We start from the raw sequence: 12,998 nt of genomic DNA on the forward strand, positions 1-12,998 counted from the left end.
GTTTGTGATTGTATCATGCATTTTAAAAGGATGTCAACAAAATCTCCTTAACTACCAAAAATTAATTTACTACTAAACTATTTTGAAAAAGTGGATGGCCTTGCTAAAGAAAATAAAACAGGATGACCTAGATTTCTAAGCCATCCCCAATTGATAGTTTATGATTGAAGCTGTTCTAGTCCTTTTACACCAGTTGCTTTGTAAATTGCTTGATCAAGATCTTCCATGATATCTTGGATATGCTCTATACCAACAGATAAGCGAATCAAATCCTCTGTCACACCTGATGCTTTTAATTCCTCTGCACTTAACTGCTGATGGGTTGTACTGGCAGGATGAATGATTAAGCTTTTTGCATCACCCACGTTTGCCACATGTGACCATAATTCAACATGATTAATCACAGCAGCTCCAGCTTTACGACCACCTTTTATACCAAATACAACAACCGAGCCGGCACCTTTTGGTAAATATTTAGCAGCCAATTCCTTTGCAGGATGGTCTGAATGTTCAGGGTATAACACCCATTCAACAGCTGGATGCTCTTCTAAATACTTTACGATTTTTCGTGCGTTTGCAACATGCTCCTTCATTCGAACGTGAAGCGTTTCTAAACCTAAATTAAATTGAAAAGCGTTATAAGGACTGATTGCTGGACCTAAATCCCTTAACAATTGGACCCGAGCCTTTATTATAAATGCTTGTTCGCCCAATGCTTTCGCATAGACTAAATCATGGTAGCTTGGATCAGGAGTTATAAAACTAGGAAACTTAGGATTATTCCAATCAAATTTTCCGCCATCAACAATGACGCCTCCAAGGGTTGTCCCATTTCCAAGCAGCCATTTTGTCGCTGAGTGTACAACAATATCTGCTCCATGGTCAATCGGCTTGCAAAGGAAAGGAGTGGCAAAAGTATTATCAACGATTAAAGGAATCCCTGATTCATGGGCAATATCGGCAACTGCCTCAATATCCAGTACATCTAAGCTTGGATTTCCGATCGTTTCAGCGAAAATGGCTTTTGTATTTGGCGTAATAGCAGAGCGGAAATTTTCAGGATTCTTTGAATCGACAAAAACCGCCTTAATTCCATATTTAGGTAATGTGTTAGCAAATAGATTATAGGTTCCGCCGTATAATGTTGCTGCTGAAACTATTTCATCCCCAGCTTCGGCTATATTTAATATAGAAAGTGTAATGGCTGCCATACCGCTGGAAACAGCTAAGCTTCCTACCCCGCCTTCCAGCTGAGCAATTCTTTCTTCAAAAACGGTTGCTGTCGGGTTATGGATTCGTGTATAAATATAACCTGGTTCTTTTAATCCAAAGAGATTTGCCGCATGTTCTGTACTCTCAAATAAATAAGCATTTGATTGATAAATTGGTACAGATCTAGCACCAGTCATCGTATCTTTCTGTAATCCCCCGTGGATTGTAATTGTTTCAGGCCGATACTTTTTCTTCTCCATCTGTTTTCCTCCTCATTCTTTATTTATAAAGCTTTTGTCAGAGAACGTTAATATAAAGTTGTGAATATTCCAACTATTTATATGGTAAGCGATTTCAATCGAAGATTTCAAGGATAATCAACATGCGCTTAGCTTAATGATCGCGTCAAACTTTAAAAAATGACGATAAGATCCTTTAATTTTCACTTTTCCAGAGGCAATCAATTGTTTTAAACTAGCGTGGTTTAATAAAACCTCTTCCAGGTCCTCAAGCTCACCCTCTATGAGAAAGTCAATATGATTAGGGGGATATGCTAATGTTTTAGCGCCTTCTGATGACAATTCAATATAATAGCTATTCTCATGATGAGGTTTTATTTCAATAAAAAGAGAGTGTTTCATGAAAAGTGGTGCTAAAAATTGCGCTTTATTAAAATTAGCAATAAATGTTTTCATAAACATAAAAAAACCTCCCGATTTCAACCAAGTTATTTACTAACTTCATTGAATAACGGAAGAATCCTTTAAAAATAAGTCGACACTTTCTGCCCTTTTTATCATTTTCATGCTACCTTCGTTACTATTTCCCAAGAAATATGTCAGTTTAATGGATATATTGCTTCATTAATTCATGTAGATAGCTCACAGATTGGAATGCATAGACCCTTTCCTTTTCCAAACCATTCTCATAAATAAGTAGACATGGCACACTTTCAATTTCCAATTCTTTTGCTTCAGTAGGAAAATAATTAAGATTTAGAGAATGGATCGTTATTGACGGTAATAGTTCATCTATAACAGATAACATCCGTTTAGCTACTTGACATGTTCCACACATTGGGGTATATAAATACAAAAACATAAGACCCTCGTTTTGTATCGTAAGCTGCTTTTTTTCCCATTCAACCATAAGTAAAAAAATAGTACCTTTCTATAAATATTTCGTATTCACATCAATATTCGCACTTAATAGCACAGATGCAACATGGTGATCTGGCGCTGTTGCTACTTCACGGTAGGCTCTATCAATATAAAGATGTGAAGCCTCTGGTAATTCTCTTTTAAATTGCTTACGCAGGCGATCACCTGCATCATCAGAATCAACTAAAATATATACATCCTTTAAAAATAATTCATCAATTAACTCATCAAGCTTTGCCACACTTATTGTCCCGTTTGTACAGATAATTTCAATTGGTTCATTTAAGACATTAAGCACTTTCTTCTTATCTGATTTACCTTCAACAATTAATACCTTTTCAACCTCAACTAACGACATAAACATCACCTGTTTTTAAAGTAAAGTCTTTTCTATAAACTATTCGATTTGTCGAGGTTGTTTCCTTTTTATTAAATGTTTTTTCTCAAATTTAAAATTTCAGGAAAAAACGATTGATAGAAACCACCTTTAAAAAGAGCAATGGAGCGTTCCACTGCTAAACGTTGTTTTTCAAAAGACATATGGACACCCTCCTTATCTATTTGTAGGGTGTCCATAAATCATGTTATCATCCTTATTAGTCTTCGTTTGTCATTTCTTCATATTGTTCAGCTGTCATTAAATTCTCAACGTCAGCTACATTTGCTGGTTCAATAACAATCATCCACGCTTTTTCATAAGGTGATTCATTAACAAATTCCGGGCTATCATCAAGATCTTCGTTAATTTCTACAACCTTTCCGCTGATTGGCGCATAAAGTTCGGAAACAGTTTTCACAGACTCAACACTGCCGAATGGCTCGTCCGCTTGGATTTCGTCTCCAATTTGCGGCAGCTCAACGAATACGATATCACCAAGCTCTGATTGTGCAAAATCCGTAATACCAATGCGAACCTTATCTCCTTCAACCTTTACCCACTCATGTTCTTCAGAATAACGCAGTTCTTTAGGTGTGTTCATGTTCTTTACCTCCAGCATTCGTTCATTTTTAATTGATCAATTGTTATTACTCGTTTACTTTTGAAGTTATTCAATAATGTTGTACCAGTTTGCAGCAAAGTATGCAAGAATTATCTATTAAGATCCCCAGATTTCAGCATATTGCTCTTCTTTAAACCCAACAGTAACCGCATCTTCGTCTGCAGCAATTGGCCGCTTAATCAACATGCCATCAGAAGCTAACAGTTCAAGCATTTCTTCCTCTGACATTGTCGCTAGTTTATCCTTTAAGCCTAGCTCCCTGTATTTCTGACCGCTTGTGTTAAAGAATTTTTTTAATTCCAATCCACTTTTTTTAAAAAAAGACGCTAGCTCGTCCTTGCTCGGTGGATTTTCAACAATATGTATTTCATTGAAGGCAATATTATGTTCTTCAAGCCATTTCTTTGCTTTACGGCAAGTACCACATTTAGGATACCAATAAAAATTTAAAGCCATACATCTCACCACCTACTCTTTTTACTTAATTTAACTTTATCTTATCATATCAAGACGTACAAGCCTAATTAGCGATATTTATTTTCTTTGTTATTATAGGTAAAAAAGAGGCTGTTTTAAAAACAGCCTCAGCCACCTGCCTATGCTAGATAAGCGTTTTTATCAATCAATGCAGAAGCAATTTCACGTTTTTTTGCAATAACATTGATTGGGGTATGGCGAGTAAATTTGCGTAATGCTGACATCATCATGCGTAATGCATCTCCTGACTCTACCGCAATTAATGATTCCTTTGCATTCGATTCAATTTCATTAAAGGCTTCTTGACAATATACTTGCGTGTATAAGAGTTTTTGTTTATTTTTTTCTTCTCCAGATTTGGCAATTGCCTTTTCTGTCCGCAGGATGGCCGATTCCATCGCATAAACATTGCTTACGATATCAGCAATATTAACAAGAATCTCTTGTTCCTTCTGTAGGTCCTTTCCAAACTTTTGTGCTGCCAATCCGGCAATGAGGATTCCAATTTTCTTAGCGTTTTTCAATAGGTATTTTTCTTGCTCGAGTGTTCCCTCACCAACCTCCTCAGGCATAAGCATCATAAGCTCTTCCTGTAAGCTTTGAGCCTTTTGGAATAGCGGAAGCTCTCCCTTCATAGCTTTTCGTAAATAAGTTCCAGGAACTAATAAACGGTTAATTTCGTTTGTCCCTTCAAAAATTCGGTTAATCCGTGAGTCGCGATAAATTCTTTCTACTTCATATTCTGCCATGAAACCATATCCGCCGTGGATTTGAACCCCTTCATCTACAACATAATCAAGCGCTTCAGAGCCAAACACCTTATTAAGCGAGCATTCAATTGCATATTCAGCAACAGCGGCAGCTACTTCTTTTCCATCTTTTAATTGTTCATCTGTTAGACGGCCCATGCGGTCCTCAAACAGACCAACTGTGCGATATACCGAGCTTTCCATTGCATAAGTTTTGGCTGCCATATTCGCCAGCTTTTCTTGGATCAGAGAAAAACGTGAGATCGGTGTTTTAAATTGCTGGCGCTGATTTGCATATTGAACTGCAAGATCTATGACCCGTTTACACCCGCCGATAGTGCCTACAGCTAATTTGTAGCGGCCGATATTTAAGATATTAAAAGCAATAACATGACCTTTACCAAGCTCACCTAATAAGTTATCCTTCGGTACAAGTGCATCTTCTAATATAAGCGTTCTCGTTGAGGAGCCCTTTATCCCCATTTTCTTTTCTTCAGGTCCTGTCGATACTCCCGGATATTCCCTTTCAACGATGAAAGCTGAAAAATGCTCACCATCTACTTTCGCATAGACAATAAAGACATCAGCAAAAGCTGAATTTGTAATCCATTGCTTTTCACCATTAAGCACATAATGGGTACCCTCTGCGTTAAGCTTTGCAGTGGTTCTTGCTCCAAGGGCATCTGAACCGGAATTAGGTTCGGTTAATGCATATGCGGCAAGCTTTTCACCTGCAGCAAGACCTGGCAAGTACTTATGCTTCTGTTCTTCATTACCGAATAACACGATTGGAAGCGAGCCGATTCCGACATGTGCGCCAAAGGATAAGGAGAAGCTTCCCGCTCTTGAAATCTTTTCTGTGATTAAAGCCGAACTGATTTTATCAAGCCCTAAACCACCGTACTCCTCAGGAACATCTGCACCTAAAAGACCAAGTTCACCAGCTTGTTTTAATAGCTTTACAGATTTATCAAACTGATGATTTTCGATATCTTCAAGATGCGGTAACACCTCATTTACAACAAAGTCCTCTGTTGTCTTGGCAATCATTTTATGTTCATCTGTAAAATCCTCTGGTGTGAATAAACGGTCATACGGTAGATCCTCAATTAAAAAACTGCCGCCTTTAATCACTGCATCCGTTGCTTTTGCCATGAAAAACTCCCCCATTTATGCATTTTTTTAATACGCTAGGCTTCAATAAATCTAAAAATCTGCTTTTACACTAATTCAAATACCCCTGCAGCACCCATACCTCCGCCGATACACATGGTAACAACTCCGAATTGCTCATTTCTTCGTTTCATTTCATGTATAAGAGAGAGTGTTAATTTGGTGCCTGAGCAACCGAGCGGATGCCCAAGAGCAATCGCTCCTCCATTGACATTTACTTTTTCTTCATCTAGTCCAAGATCACGGATCACTTGGATCGATTGGGAAGCAAACGCTTCATTTAATTCAAATAGACCGATATCCTCTAGTGCTAATCCAGCATATTTCAAAGCTAATGGAACGGCAGCAATTGGGCCGATTCCCATTATTTCCGGCGGAACGCCTGCTACTGCAAATGATCGAAACCTGGCCATTGGTGTTAAACCTTCTGATTCTGCCTTCTCTCTGTCCATTATCATCACTGCCGCTGCTCCATCACTGGTTTGTGAAGAGTTGCCAGCTGTTACCGAACCCTTTGTGGAAAACGCAGGTCGAAGCGTCGCTAACACTTCTAATGTTGTATTTTCTCGTACTCCTTCATCTTGAGTGAAAGAAATAATCTGCTCTTTCAGCTTATGATCTGCGCCAACTGTTCTTACCGGAACCTCTACTGGAACAATTTCCTCAGAAAATTTTCCTTCCTTAATCGCATTAGCCGCTCTTCGGTGACTTCTAACTGCGAAGGCATCCTGCTCCTCACGGGAAATGCCATATTTTTGGGCGACCTGTTCTGCCGTATGCCCCATTCCCATATAATACTCTGGCGCATTCTCCGCTAATTGTACATTCGGTCTCACGACATGCCCCATCATTGGGACAAGACTCATTGATTCTGCACCACCGGCAATGGCTGTATCTGCATGACCCAGCATGATCTTTTCTGCCCCATATGCAATGCTTTGTAATCCTGATGAACAGTAGCGATTAATCGTAATCGCCGGCACTGTATATGGAAGACCTGCAAGCGCTCCAATGTTTCTTGCCATATTCAATCCCTGTTCAGCCTCAGGCATGGCACAGCCGATGATTAAATCGTCAATATTCCCCTTGTAATCCCCTGCTCGTTTTAACGTTTCTTTTACGACCAACGCACCGAGATCATCTGGCCGCATATTTGCTAATGACCCTTTTTTTGCTTTTCCAACAGGTGTTCTTGCACCTGCTACAATGACAGCTTCGCGCATTCATTCATGCCTCCCTTTGTGATCTCTATCATCAAAGCTTTGCTTATTAGAACATTCAAGGAATTCCTCAAGAAACGGAACATTAATTTCTTAGCGGTTTACCTTTTACAAGCATATGCTGCATACGTTGCTGAGATTTTCCTTCCGCTACTAAACTTAAAAAGGCTTCTTTTTCTAAATTTAGCAGATATTGTTCATCCACTTCTGTTCCAAATGGAACCTTTCCTCCTGCAATCACATAGGCAAGCTTCTTGGCAATTTTTAAATCATGATCTGAAATGTAACCTGACAAGTACATTGATTGCGCACCAAGCAATAATGTTGCATATCCGGTTTCTCCAACAACAGGTACTTTTTTTCTAATTGGCGGCTGGTAGCCGTTATTATAGAGTTCAATGACTCTTTGCTTTGCATCGTATAGCAAGTGATCACTATTTACACTAATTCTATCATTATCATTTAAGAATCGATTCTTTCTTGCCTCTGCTGCTGAGGTGGAAACTTTAGCCATTGCAATCGTTTCAAACACTTTATTTGCAACAGATTGTAAATCAAATTCAATACCTTTAGGCATGCTGTTTAAATGCTTCATATATAGCTCTTTATTGCCGCCGCCACCTGGAATTAAGCCAACGCCAACTTCAACCAATCCCATATAGGTTTCACTTGAAGCCTGAATGCTGCTTGCTGGAAGGCATATTTCTGCACCACCGCCTAACGTCATACCAAATGGTGCTGCAACGACCGGCTTTTTACTATATTTAATCTTCATCATCGCTTGTTGAAATTGATGGATGACCATATCAATTTCAAAATAGTTATCATCTTGAGCTTCCATTAAAATTAAGCCAAGGTTTGCTCCGACACAGAAGTTTTTCCCCTGGTTTCCGATCACAAGTCCTTTGTAATTTTTTTCAACTTCATCAATGGCAAAATTAATCATTTGAATAATATCTAAACCAATTGAATTGCTTTTTGAGTGAAATTCAAGCAAGGCAACACCTTCACCGATATCAAGCAAACTTGCTCCACTGTTTTTCTTAATGACACCATGTACTTCTTTATGTGTTTTTAAATCGATCACCTTTGAATTTTGGAGCACTTGACGATATTCACCATTGTTATAAAAGAAAAGAACCCCATTTTCCTTGCGGTAAAATGTCTCATAGCCTTTCGCTATCATTTCTTTTATCCAATCCGGAACGTCAAAGCCACGTGCCGCGATTAATTCAATTGATTTTTCAACCCCAATGGCATCCCAAAGCTCAAACGGCCCTGCTTCCCAGCCAAAGCCCCATTTCATCGCGCGATCAATCGCAACGATATCGTCTGCAATGGTTCCAAGAAGTTCTGCAGAATAGATGAGTGTAGGAATCGTAATATTTTGCAGAAGGGTACCCGCGCGGTCATCCGAATAGATAAGCGCTTTCAATTTATTTTCTAAACCTTTAGTCTGCTTTGCTGCTTCAATCGATGGGGTAGAAAGCTTTTTTCTTTGTTCATATTCAAGCGTTTCCGGGTTTAATTCGAGAATTTCCTTCCCTTCCTTTTTATAGAAGCCTTGCCCGCTTTTGCTTCCAAGCCAGCCATTATCAAGCATTTTCTGCATGAATCCAGGAAGCTCAAAAACCTCCCTTTCCATTCCTTCCACTTGGTCATAAACATTTTTGGCCACATGAGCAAAGGTGTCCAAGCCAACGACATCTAGTGTACGGAAGGTGGCACTTTTCGGTCTGCCGATCAGAGGTCCAGTAACAGAGTCAACCTCTCCAACGCTATAGCCTTCCTCCATGAGCTGTTGTACTGTTACTAAAAGTCCGTACGTACCGATACGGTTTGCAATAAAATTAGGTGTGTCCTTTGCAATGACGACACCTTTTCCTAAAACATCCTCACCAAATGATTTCATAAACGATAAAACATTTTCATCTGTGTCCTTAGTCGGAATAATTTCTAAAAGCTTTAAATAACGAGGGGGATTGAAGAAATGCGTTCCAAGGAAATGATTTTTAAAATCCTCCGACCGCCCTTCAGCCATAGCCTCTACAGAAATTCCTGATGTATTTGAGCTAACAATACTCCCCGGTTTTCTATGTTTATCAACCTCAGCAAAAACCTTTTGCTTTACAGCTAGATTCTCAACAACAACCTCAATGATCCAATCTACCTCAGAAAGTCGATGCAGATCATCTTCAAGATTTCCGGCCTCAATGAGGGAAGAATTTTCGGAAACAGTTAATGGAGCTGGTTTGTGTTTAAATAGCTTTTGAATTGCTGTTTGAGCGATTCGGTTTCGTACAGACTTTTCTGCTAATGTTAATCCCTTTTTGATTTCCCCTTCATCCAATTCACGCGGCACGATATCCAATAGCAGCACCGGGATGCCGATATTCGCTAAATGTGCTGCAATGCCTGAGCCCATTACCCCAGAACCTAGTACGGCAGCTTTTCTAATTCGTTGGATCATGCTACTTCCCCTCCATTTGAATGAATACTCATTCATTTTTCTCCCAAAAAAAATTCATTGCAAATATGTTCCTCTATCCTTAATATAAAAGATTTCGAAAATTTCTTCAATACATTCAGCGCTTTTTTTCGAAATAATCAATTTCTACTTTGGAAAAGCTACATTGTTAGGAGGTGATAATTGATGGCACGTTTAAAAAAGAATCCTTCCAAAGCAGGTGTAAGTGCTGCAAGTGTAAAGGGCAACGCTGGTCCTACAAATGAAAAGACTGGCGGCGGTAAACGCACAAGTCAAAACCAGCAATACAAGCAGGATAATATGGGGAATGACAATTTTTAGGTTGTGTGAGGGCTGACTTAAAAGGCCAGCCTTCATTCATTTTTTCAAAATTCCTTTTAATACAAAGGCAACATTTGCTGGTCGTTCTGCAAGTCTTCTCATAAAATATCCATACCAATCGGTCCCATATGGCACATATACACGCATGCGGTACCCTTCTTTTACCAGTTCAAGCTGTTTTTCCGGACGAATTCCGTAAAGCATTTGGAATTCATATTGCTCCTTCGGTATTTTATGAATTTTTACAAGCCTTTTTGTATAGTTGATAATCATATCATCATGAGTGGCAACTGCTGTGAAGTTTCCATTCAGCATATGAGCTTTTATGATTTGCTTAAAGTTTTCATCAACTGCTTTTTTCTCTGGAAATGCTACCTTGGAGGATTCTTTATATGCTCCCTTGACAAGCCGCAAATTCGGATTAAACCGCTTTAGTTCCTCAATATCCCTGCCTGTACGATAAAGATAAGCTTGAAGAACAGTCCCGACATTGTTAAATTCCTTTTTTAGTTGTTTAAATAGAGTAAGTGTCTTTTCACATCTTGAGTAATCCTCCATATCGATTGTGACAAACACTTTATATTGCTTAGCTGCCGTAAGAATGCGCTTCATATTGTTTAATACTACTTCATTTGAAATATCCAACCCCATTGAGGTTAACTTCAGAGAAAGCTGTGACTTTAATTGATTTTGTGAAATTGCTTCGATTGCCTGTATGCAATGATCAGCCATTTCATTTGCTTCTTGTTCCTTTTTAATAAATTCTCCCAAATAATCAAGCGTTACATCTAGACCTTTTTCATTTAAGTCCTTAATGACCTTTATGGCGGATTCAATGTTTTCACCAGCTACAAACCTTGCCGCTCCGAACTTTAAGCCATATTTTTTTGCTAATTTCGTTATCATTCTATTTTTGGATAAAAACATAAAAGAGTTTCGCAGAAGCTGTTCCATCATAAAACCCTCCTTAATCGTTTTTATACCGTTTCTAATCCAACACTACATACATAAAGAGCGAATTTAAATCTTTAGGCAAAATGTCTTATTACAGACTGTATTCTGCCCATCTTATCAATATGTCCTCGAGTGAAAGATTGTGTATAATTCCTGTGTTTAGTGGAACGATATGTGTGACACTATGATCTTAGGAGGGTATATGATGCAACAACAAAATATGCAGCAGCAAGGGATCATGCAGAAGCCGCCTGCGGTTGTAACAACAAAGGATCAGCTTTATTTGACAGATATGCTTTCTTGGAATCTATTAGCGATGAAAAAAGCTCATTTTTATGCATCCCAATGTCAGGACCAAGAAATCAAAGCACAACTGGATCAAGTTGGTCAAATGCACCATCAGCATTATCAGAAAATCTTAACCCATCTTGGATCCGGGCAACAATCACAATCAAGTTCACAGTTTCAATAAAGTGAGGAGTGATAGGCATGAATAATAATCAGCAGAAAATTCAGAACCCTGCGACACAGATGCAAAAAAATTCACAAATGAATGATCGTGACTTTGTTAACGATTTTTTATCGACTGAAAAATATATGACCGATGCTTATTCAACAGTCCTTAATGAAGCAAGCCATCAAGCTTTATATCAAGATATCTTAACTATTACCAATGAAACACAACAAGCACAGCGGGACCTTTTCAATCTTATGTTCAAAAATGGCTGGTACTCACTTGAAGCAGCAGAAACTCAAAAACTTCAACAATCTTATCAACAATTTTCAAACTATCTTGGGCAGCAATCACCTTATAACGGTATTTCCCAATAAGACAAAAAACCTTAGCTTTGAAGTGACCCCTAAAAGTTAGACACGGTTATTTCATTAGGCAACTTGGGTAAAATGAGTTCGGTATTGCACCGGACTCATTTTTAATTTTGCCTTTATTCGCTTTGTATTGTAGTAATCGATGTATTTTTCTAATTCTATTTTAAAATGCTCTACACTCTCAAATTCTCTTATGTAGAGGAACTCAGATTTCATAATTCCAAAGAAGTTCTCCATAACAGAGTTGTCGTAACAGTTTCCTTTACGAGACATACTTTGGACTATCCCTCTGGATTCAAGTGCGTGACGATATTTCTTCATTTGATAATGCCAGCCTTGATCGGAATGCAGAAGTAGCTGGTGGATATCAGGTAAACGTTCGAAAGCCTTCTCCAACATATTTGAAACAAGAGAATAGGTTGGTCTAGAACCAATTGTGTACGTGATTATCTCCCCATTAAATAAATCTAAGACAGGCGAAAAATAAAGTTTCTCACCGAATATCTTAAATTCTGTAATGTCTGTTACCCACTTTTCATTTGGGGTATTTGCCGTAAAATGGCGGTCTAAAATATTTGGCGCTATTTTACCGACCGAACCTTTATAAGATTTGTATTTTTTCATTCGTACGATACACTTTAACCCTAGTTCTTTCATAATCCGTTGAACCTTCTTGTGATTCACTTTTTGCCCACGATTCGCAAGTTCATCACGAATACGGCGATAGCCATAACGCCCTTCATGTTCTTCATAAATTGCCTTTATTTCCACTTTTAGATCAGCATCTGGATCTAGACGATTCATACGTTCCACTAAATCATAGTAAGTGCTACGTGGAATGCCAGCGAGTTTTACGAGTGCTTTCACCGGATATTTATGCCTTAATTCATAGACTACTTGCGCTTTGTCTTGTTTGGTGATTTTTTCTTGTTTTGAACTAAGGCATTCAACTTTTTTAAATACTCGTTTTCCATTTCAAGTTGTTTAATACGTGATTCCAGTGCCTCGACAGACCCTTCAAGTGGTGTGGATTTAGTTTGTTTTTTCGTATCTTTTTTCATGGATGGACGCCCCTTTATCTTTGATTGAAGGGCATCTAATCCTTGTGTTTCAAATTGCTTTTTCCAAACAAGTATTGTGGATGGAGCAGCTATATTAAAGATAGCCGCTGTTTCCATTATGGACGTACCGTGTTCAATCATATAATTTAGTACGTCTAGTTTAAACTGTTGGGTGTAATTTGTATATAATTTTACGAATGCTTCTACACCATTGTATTCATATTGTTTGACCCATTTAAGAATTGCTTTATTATCAGTTCCCAAAGATTTAGCTAATTCATATGAACTCTCATTTCCATTTAAATAACGTTGAACTGCTTGTAATTTATCTTCTGCAGAAAATTTAGCCATAAA

Annotated in this window: 14 protein-coding genes; 3 read left to right on the forward strand and 11 right to left on the reverse strand. The window is 38.3% G+C overall.

The window, feature by feature from the left end:
• Nucleotides 1-158: 158 nt before the first annotated feature.
• The 9 genes from ACSVDH_RS23800 to ACSVDH_RS23840 all read right to left on the reverse strand — a co-directional run bounded on the left by ACSVDH_RS23800 (nucleotide 159) and on the right by ACSVDH_RS23840 (nucleotide 9,459).
• Entirely contained in the window at nucleotides 159-1,472 is a 1,314-nt protein-coding gene (locus ACSVDH_RS23800; protein WP_439251570.1) for an O-acetylhomoserine aminocarboxypropyltransferase/cysteine synthase family protein, read from the reverse strand.
• A 117-nt stretch (nucleotides 1,473-1,589) separates the two neighbouring features.
• Nucleotides 1,590-1,907, reverse strand: coding sequence for an SCP2 sterol-binding domain-containing protein (locus tag ACSVDH_RS23805; protein WP_439251569.1), 318 nt, complete (start codon nucleotides 1,905-1,907; stop codon nucleotides 1,590-1,592).
• A 148-nt stretch (nucleotides 1,908-2,055) separates the two neighbouring features.
• Nucleotides 2,056-2,361, reverse strand: coding sequence for a thioredoxin family protein (locus tag ACSVDH_RS23810; protein ID WP_439251568.1), 306 nt, complete (start codon nucleotides 2,359-2,361; stop codon nucleotides 2,056-2,058).
• Nucleotides 2,362-2,382: 21 nt separating this feature from the next.
• The gene (locus ACSVDH_RS23815) at nucleotides 2,383-2,730 is read right to left on the reverse strand and encodes a toprim domain-containing protein (RefSeq protein ID WP_299087506.1); all 348 of its coding nucleotides are present in this window, start codon (nucleotides 2,728-2,730) and stop codon (nucleotides 2,383-2,385) included.
• Nucleotides 2,731-2,968: 238 nt separating this feature from the next.
• Nucleotides 2,969-3,352, reverse strand: a complete 384-nt coding sequence (gene gcvH, locus ACSVDH_RS23820; RefSeq protein ID WP_299087508.1) for a glycine cleavage system protein GcvH — start codon at nucleotides 3,350-3,352, stop codon at nucleotides 2,969-2,971.
• 117 nt (nucleotides 3,353-3,469) lie between these two features.
• The gene (locus ACSVDH_RS23825) at nucleotides 3,470-3,829 is read right to left on the reverse strand and encodes an arsenate reductase family protein (protein ID WP_299087513.1); all 360 of its coding nucleotides are present in this window, start codon (nucleotides 3,827-3,829) and stop codon (nucleotides 3,470-3,472) included.
• A gap of 140 nt (nucleotides 3,830-3,969) precedes the next feature.
• Complete coding sequence (locus ACSVDH_RS23830) at nucleotides 3,970-5,754, reverse strand: acyl-CoA dehydrogenase FadE (protein ID WP_439251567.1); 1,785 nt, start codon at nucleotides 5,752-5,754, stop codon at nucleotides 3,970-3,972.
• A 65-nt stretch (nucleotides 5,755-5,819) separates the two neighbouring features.
• Entirely contained in the window at nucleotides 5,820-6,995 is a 1,176-nt protein-coding gene (locus ACSVDH_RS23835; RefSeq protein ID WP_299087518.1) for an acetyl-CoA C-acetyltransferase, read from the reverse strand.
• 82 nt (nucleotides 6,996-7,077) lie between these two features.
• A complete protein-coding gene (locus ACSVDH_RS23840; protein ID WP_439251655.1) occupies nucleotides 7,078-9,459 on the reverse strand; it encodes a 3-hydroxyacyl-CoA dehydrogenase/enoyl-CoA hydratase family protein in 2,382 nt (793 codons plus the stop codon).
• 186 nt (nucleotides 9,460-9,645) lie between these two features.
• Here ACSVDH_RS23840 and ACSVDH_RS23845 point away from each other — a divergent pair, with 186 nt between their 5' ends.
• A complete protein-coding gene (locus ACSVDH_RS23845) occupies nucleotides 9,646-9,801 on the forward strand; it encodes a YuzL family protein (RefSeq protein ID WP_299087520.1) in 156 nt (51 codons plus the stop codon).
• A gap of 36 nt (nucleotides 9,802-9,837) precedes the next feature.
• Here the strand turns inward: ACSVDH_RS23845 and ACSVDH_RS23850 are convergent, their stop codons facing one another.
• Nucleotides 9,838-10,755, reverse strand: a complete 918-nt coding sequence (locus tag ACSVDH_RS23850) for a proline dehydrogenase family protein (protein WP_439251566.1) — start codon at nucleotides 10,753-10,755, stop codon at nucleotides 9,838-9,840.
• 202 nt (nucleotides 10,756-10,957) lie between these two features.
• Here ACSVDH_RS23850 and ACSVDH_RS23855 point away from each other — a divergent pair, with 202 nt between their 5' ends.
• A complete protein-coding gene (locus ACSVDH_RS23855) occupies nucleotides 10,958-11,227 on the forward strand; it encodes a hypothetical protein (RefSeq protein ID WP_439251565.1) in 270 nt (89 codons plus the stop codon).
• A 17-nt stretch (nucleotides 11,228-11,244) separates the two neighbouring features.
• Complete coding sequence (locus ACSVDH_RS23860; protein ID WP_299087526.1) at nucleotides 11,245-11,586, forward strand: spore coat protein; 342 nt, start codon at nucleotides 11,245-11,247, stop codon at nucleotides 11,584-11,586.
• 54 nt (nucleotides 11,587-11,640) lie between these two features.
• On the opposite strand, the gene ACSVDH_RS23865 is transcribed toward ACSVDH_RS23860, so the two are convergent.
• Nucleotides 11,641-12,995, reverse strand: a protein-coding gene (locus ACSVDH_RS23865) for an IS3 family transposase (RefSeq protein ID WP_518616872.1) whose coding sequence is annotated in 2 segments (ribosomal slippage) — nucleotides 11,641-12,542 and nucleotides 12,542-12,995 — 1,356 coding nt in all. Because the reading frame shifts where the segments join, the coding sequence is not laid out codon by codon here.
• Between the last annotated feature and the right edge of the window lie 3 nt (nucleotides 12,996-12,998).

Source organism: Metabacillus sp. Hm71, assembly GCF_051842955.2.
Classification (GTDB): Bacteria; Bacillota; Bacilli; order Bacillales; family Bacillaceae; genus Metabacillus.

What these genes read in the sequence shown, in the direction of transcription:
- ACSVDH_RS23855 (WP_439251565.1), top strand. Translation starts at nt 10,958, where the DNA reads ATGATGCAACAACAAAATATGCAGCAGCAAGGGATCATGCAGAAGCCG.
- ACSVDH_RS23830 (WP_439251567.1), bottom strand. Translation starts at nt 5,754, where the DNA reads ATGGCAAAAGCAACGGATGCAGTGATTAAAGGCGGCAGTTTTTTAATT.
- ACSVDH_RS23835 (WP_299087518.1), bottom strand. Translation starts at nt 6,995, where the DNA reads ATGCGCGAAGCTGTCATTGTAGCAGGTGCAAGAACACCTGTTGGAAAA.
- ACSVDH_RS23850 (WP_439251566.1), bottom strand. Translation starts at nt 10,755, where the DNA reads ATGGAACAGCTTCTGCGAAACTCTTTTATGTTTTTATCCAAAAATAGA.
- ACSVDH_RS23800 (WP_439251570.1), bottom strand. Translation starts at nt 1,472, where the DNA reads ATGGAGAAGAAAAAGTATCGGCCTGAAACAATTACAATCCACGGGGGA.
- ACSVDH_RS23845 (WP_299087520.1), top strand. Translation starts at nt 9,646, where the DNA reads ATGGCACGTTTAAAAAAGAATCCTTCCAAAGCAGGTGTAAGTGCTGCA.
- gcvH (WP_299087508.1), bottom strand. Translation starts at nt 3,352, where the DNA reads ATGAACACACCTAAAGAACTGCGTTATTCTGAAGAACATGAGTGGGTA.
- ACSVDH_RS23860 (WP_299087526.1), top strand. Translation starts at nt 11,245, where the DNA reads ATGAATAATAATCAGCAGAAAATTCAGAACCCTGCGACACAGATGCAA.
- ACSVDH_RS23810 (WP_439251568.1), bottom strand. Translation starts at nt 2,361, where the DNA reads ATGGTTGAATGGGAAAAAAAGCAGCTTACGATACAAAACGAGGGTCTT.
- ACSVDH_RS23805 (WP_439251569.1), bottom strand. Translation starts at nt 1,907, where the DNA reads ATGAAAACATTTATTGCTAATTTTAATAAAGCGCAATTTTTAGCACCA.
- ACSVDH_RS23825 (WP_299087513.1), bottom strand. Translation starts at nt 3,829, where the DNA reads ATGGCTTTAAATTTTTATTGGTATCCTAAATGTGGTACTTGCCGTAAA.
- ACSVDH_RS23815 (WP_299087506.1), bottom strand. Translation starts at nt 2,730, where the DNA reads ATGTCGTTAGTTGAGGTTGAAAAGGTATTAATTGTTGAAGGTAAATCA.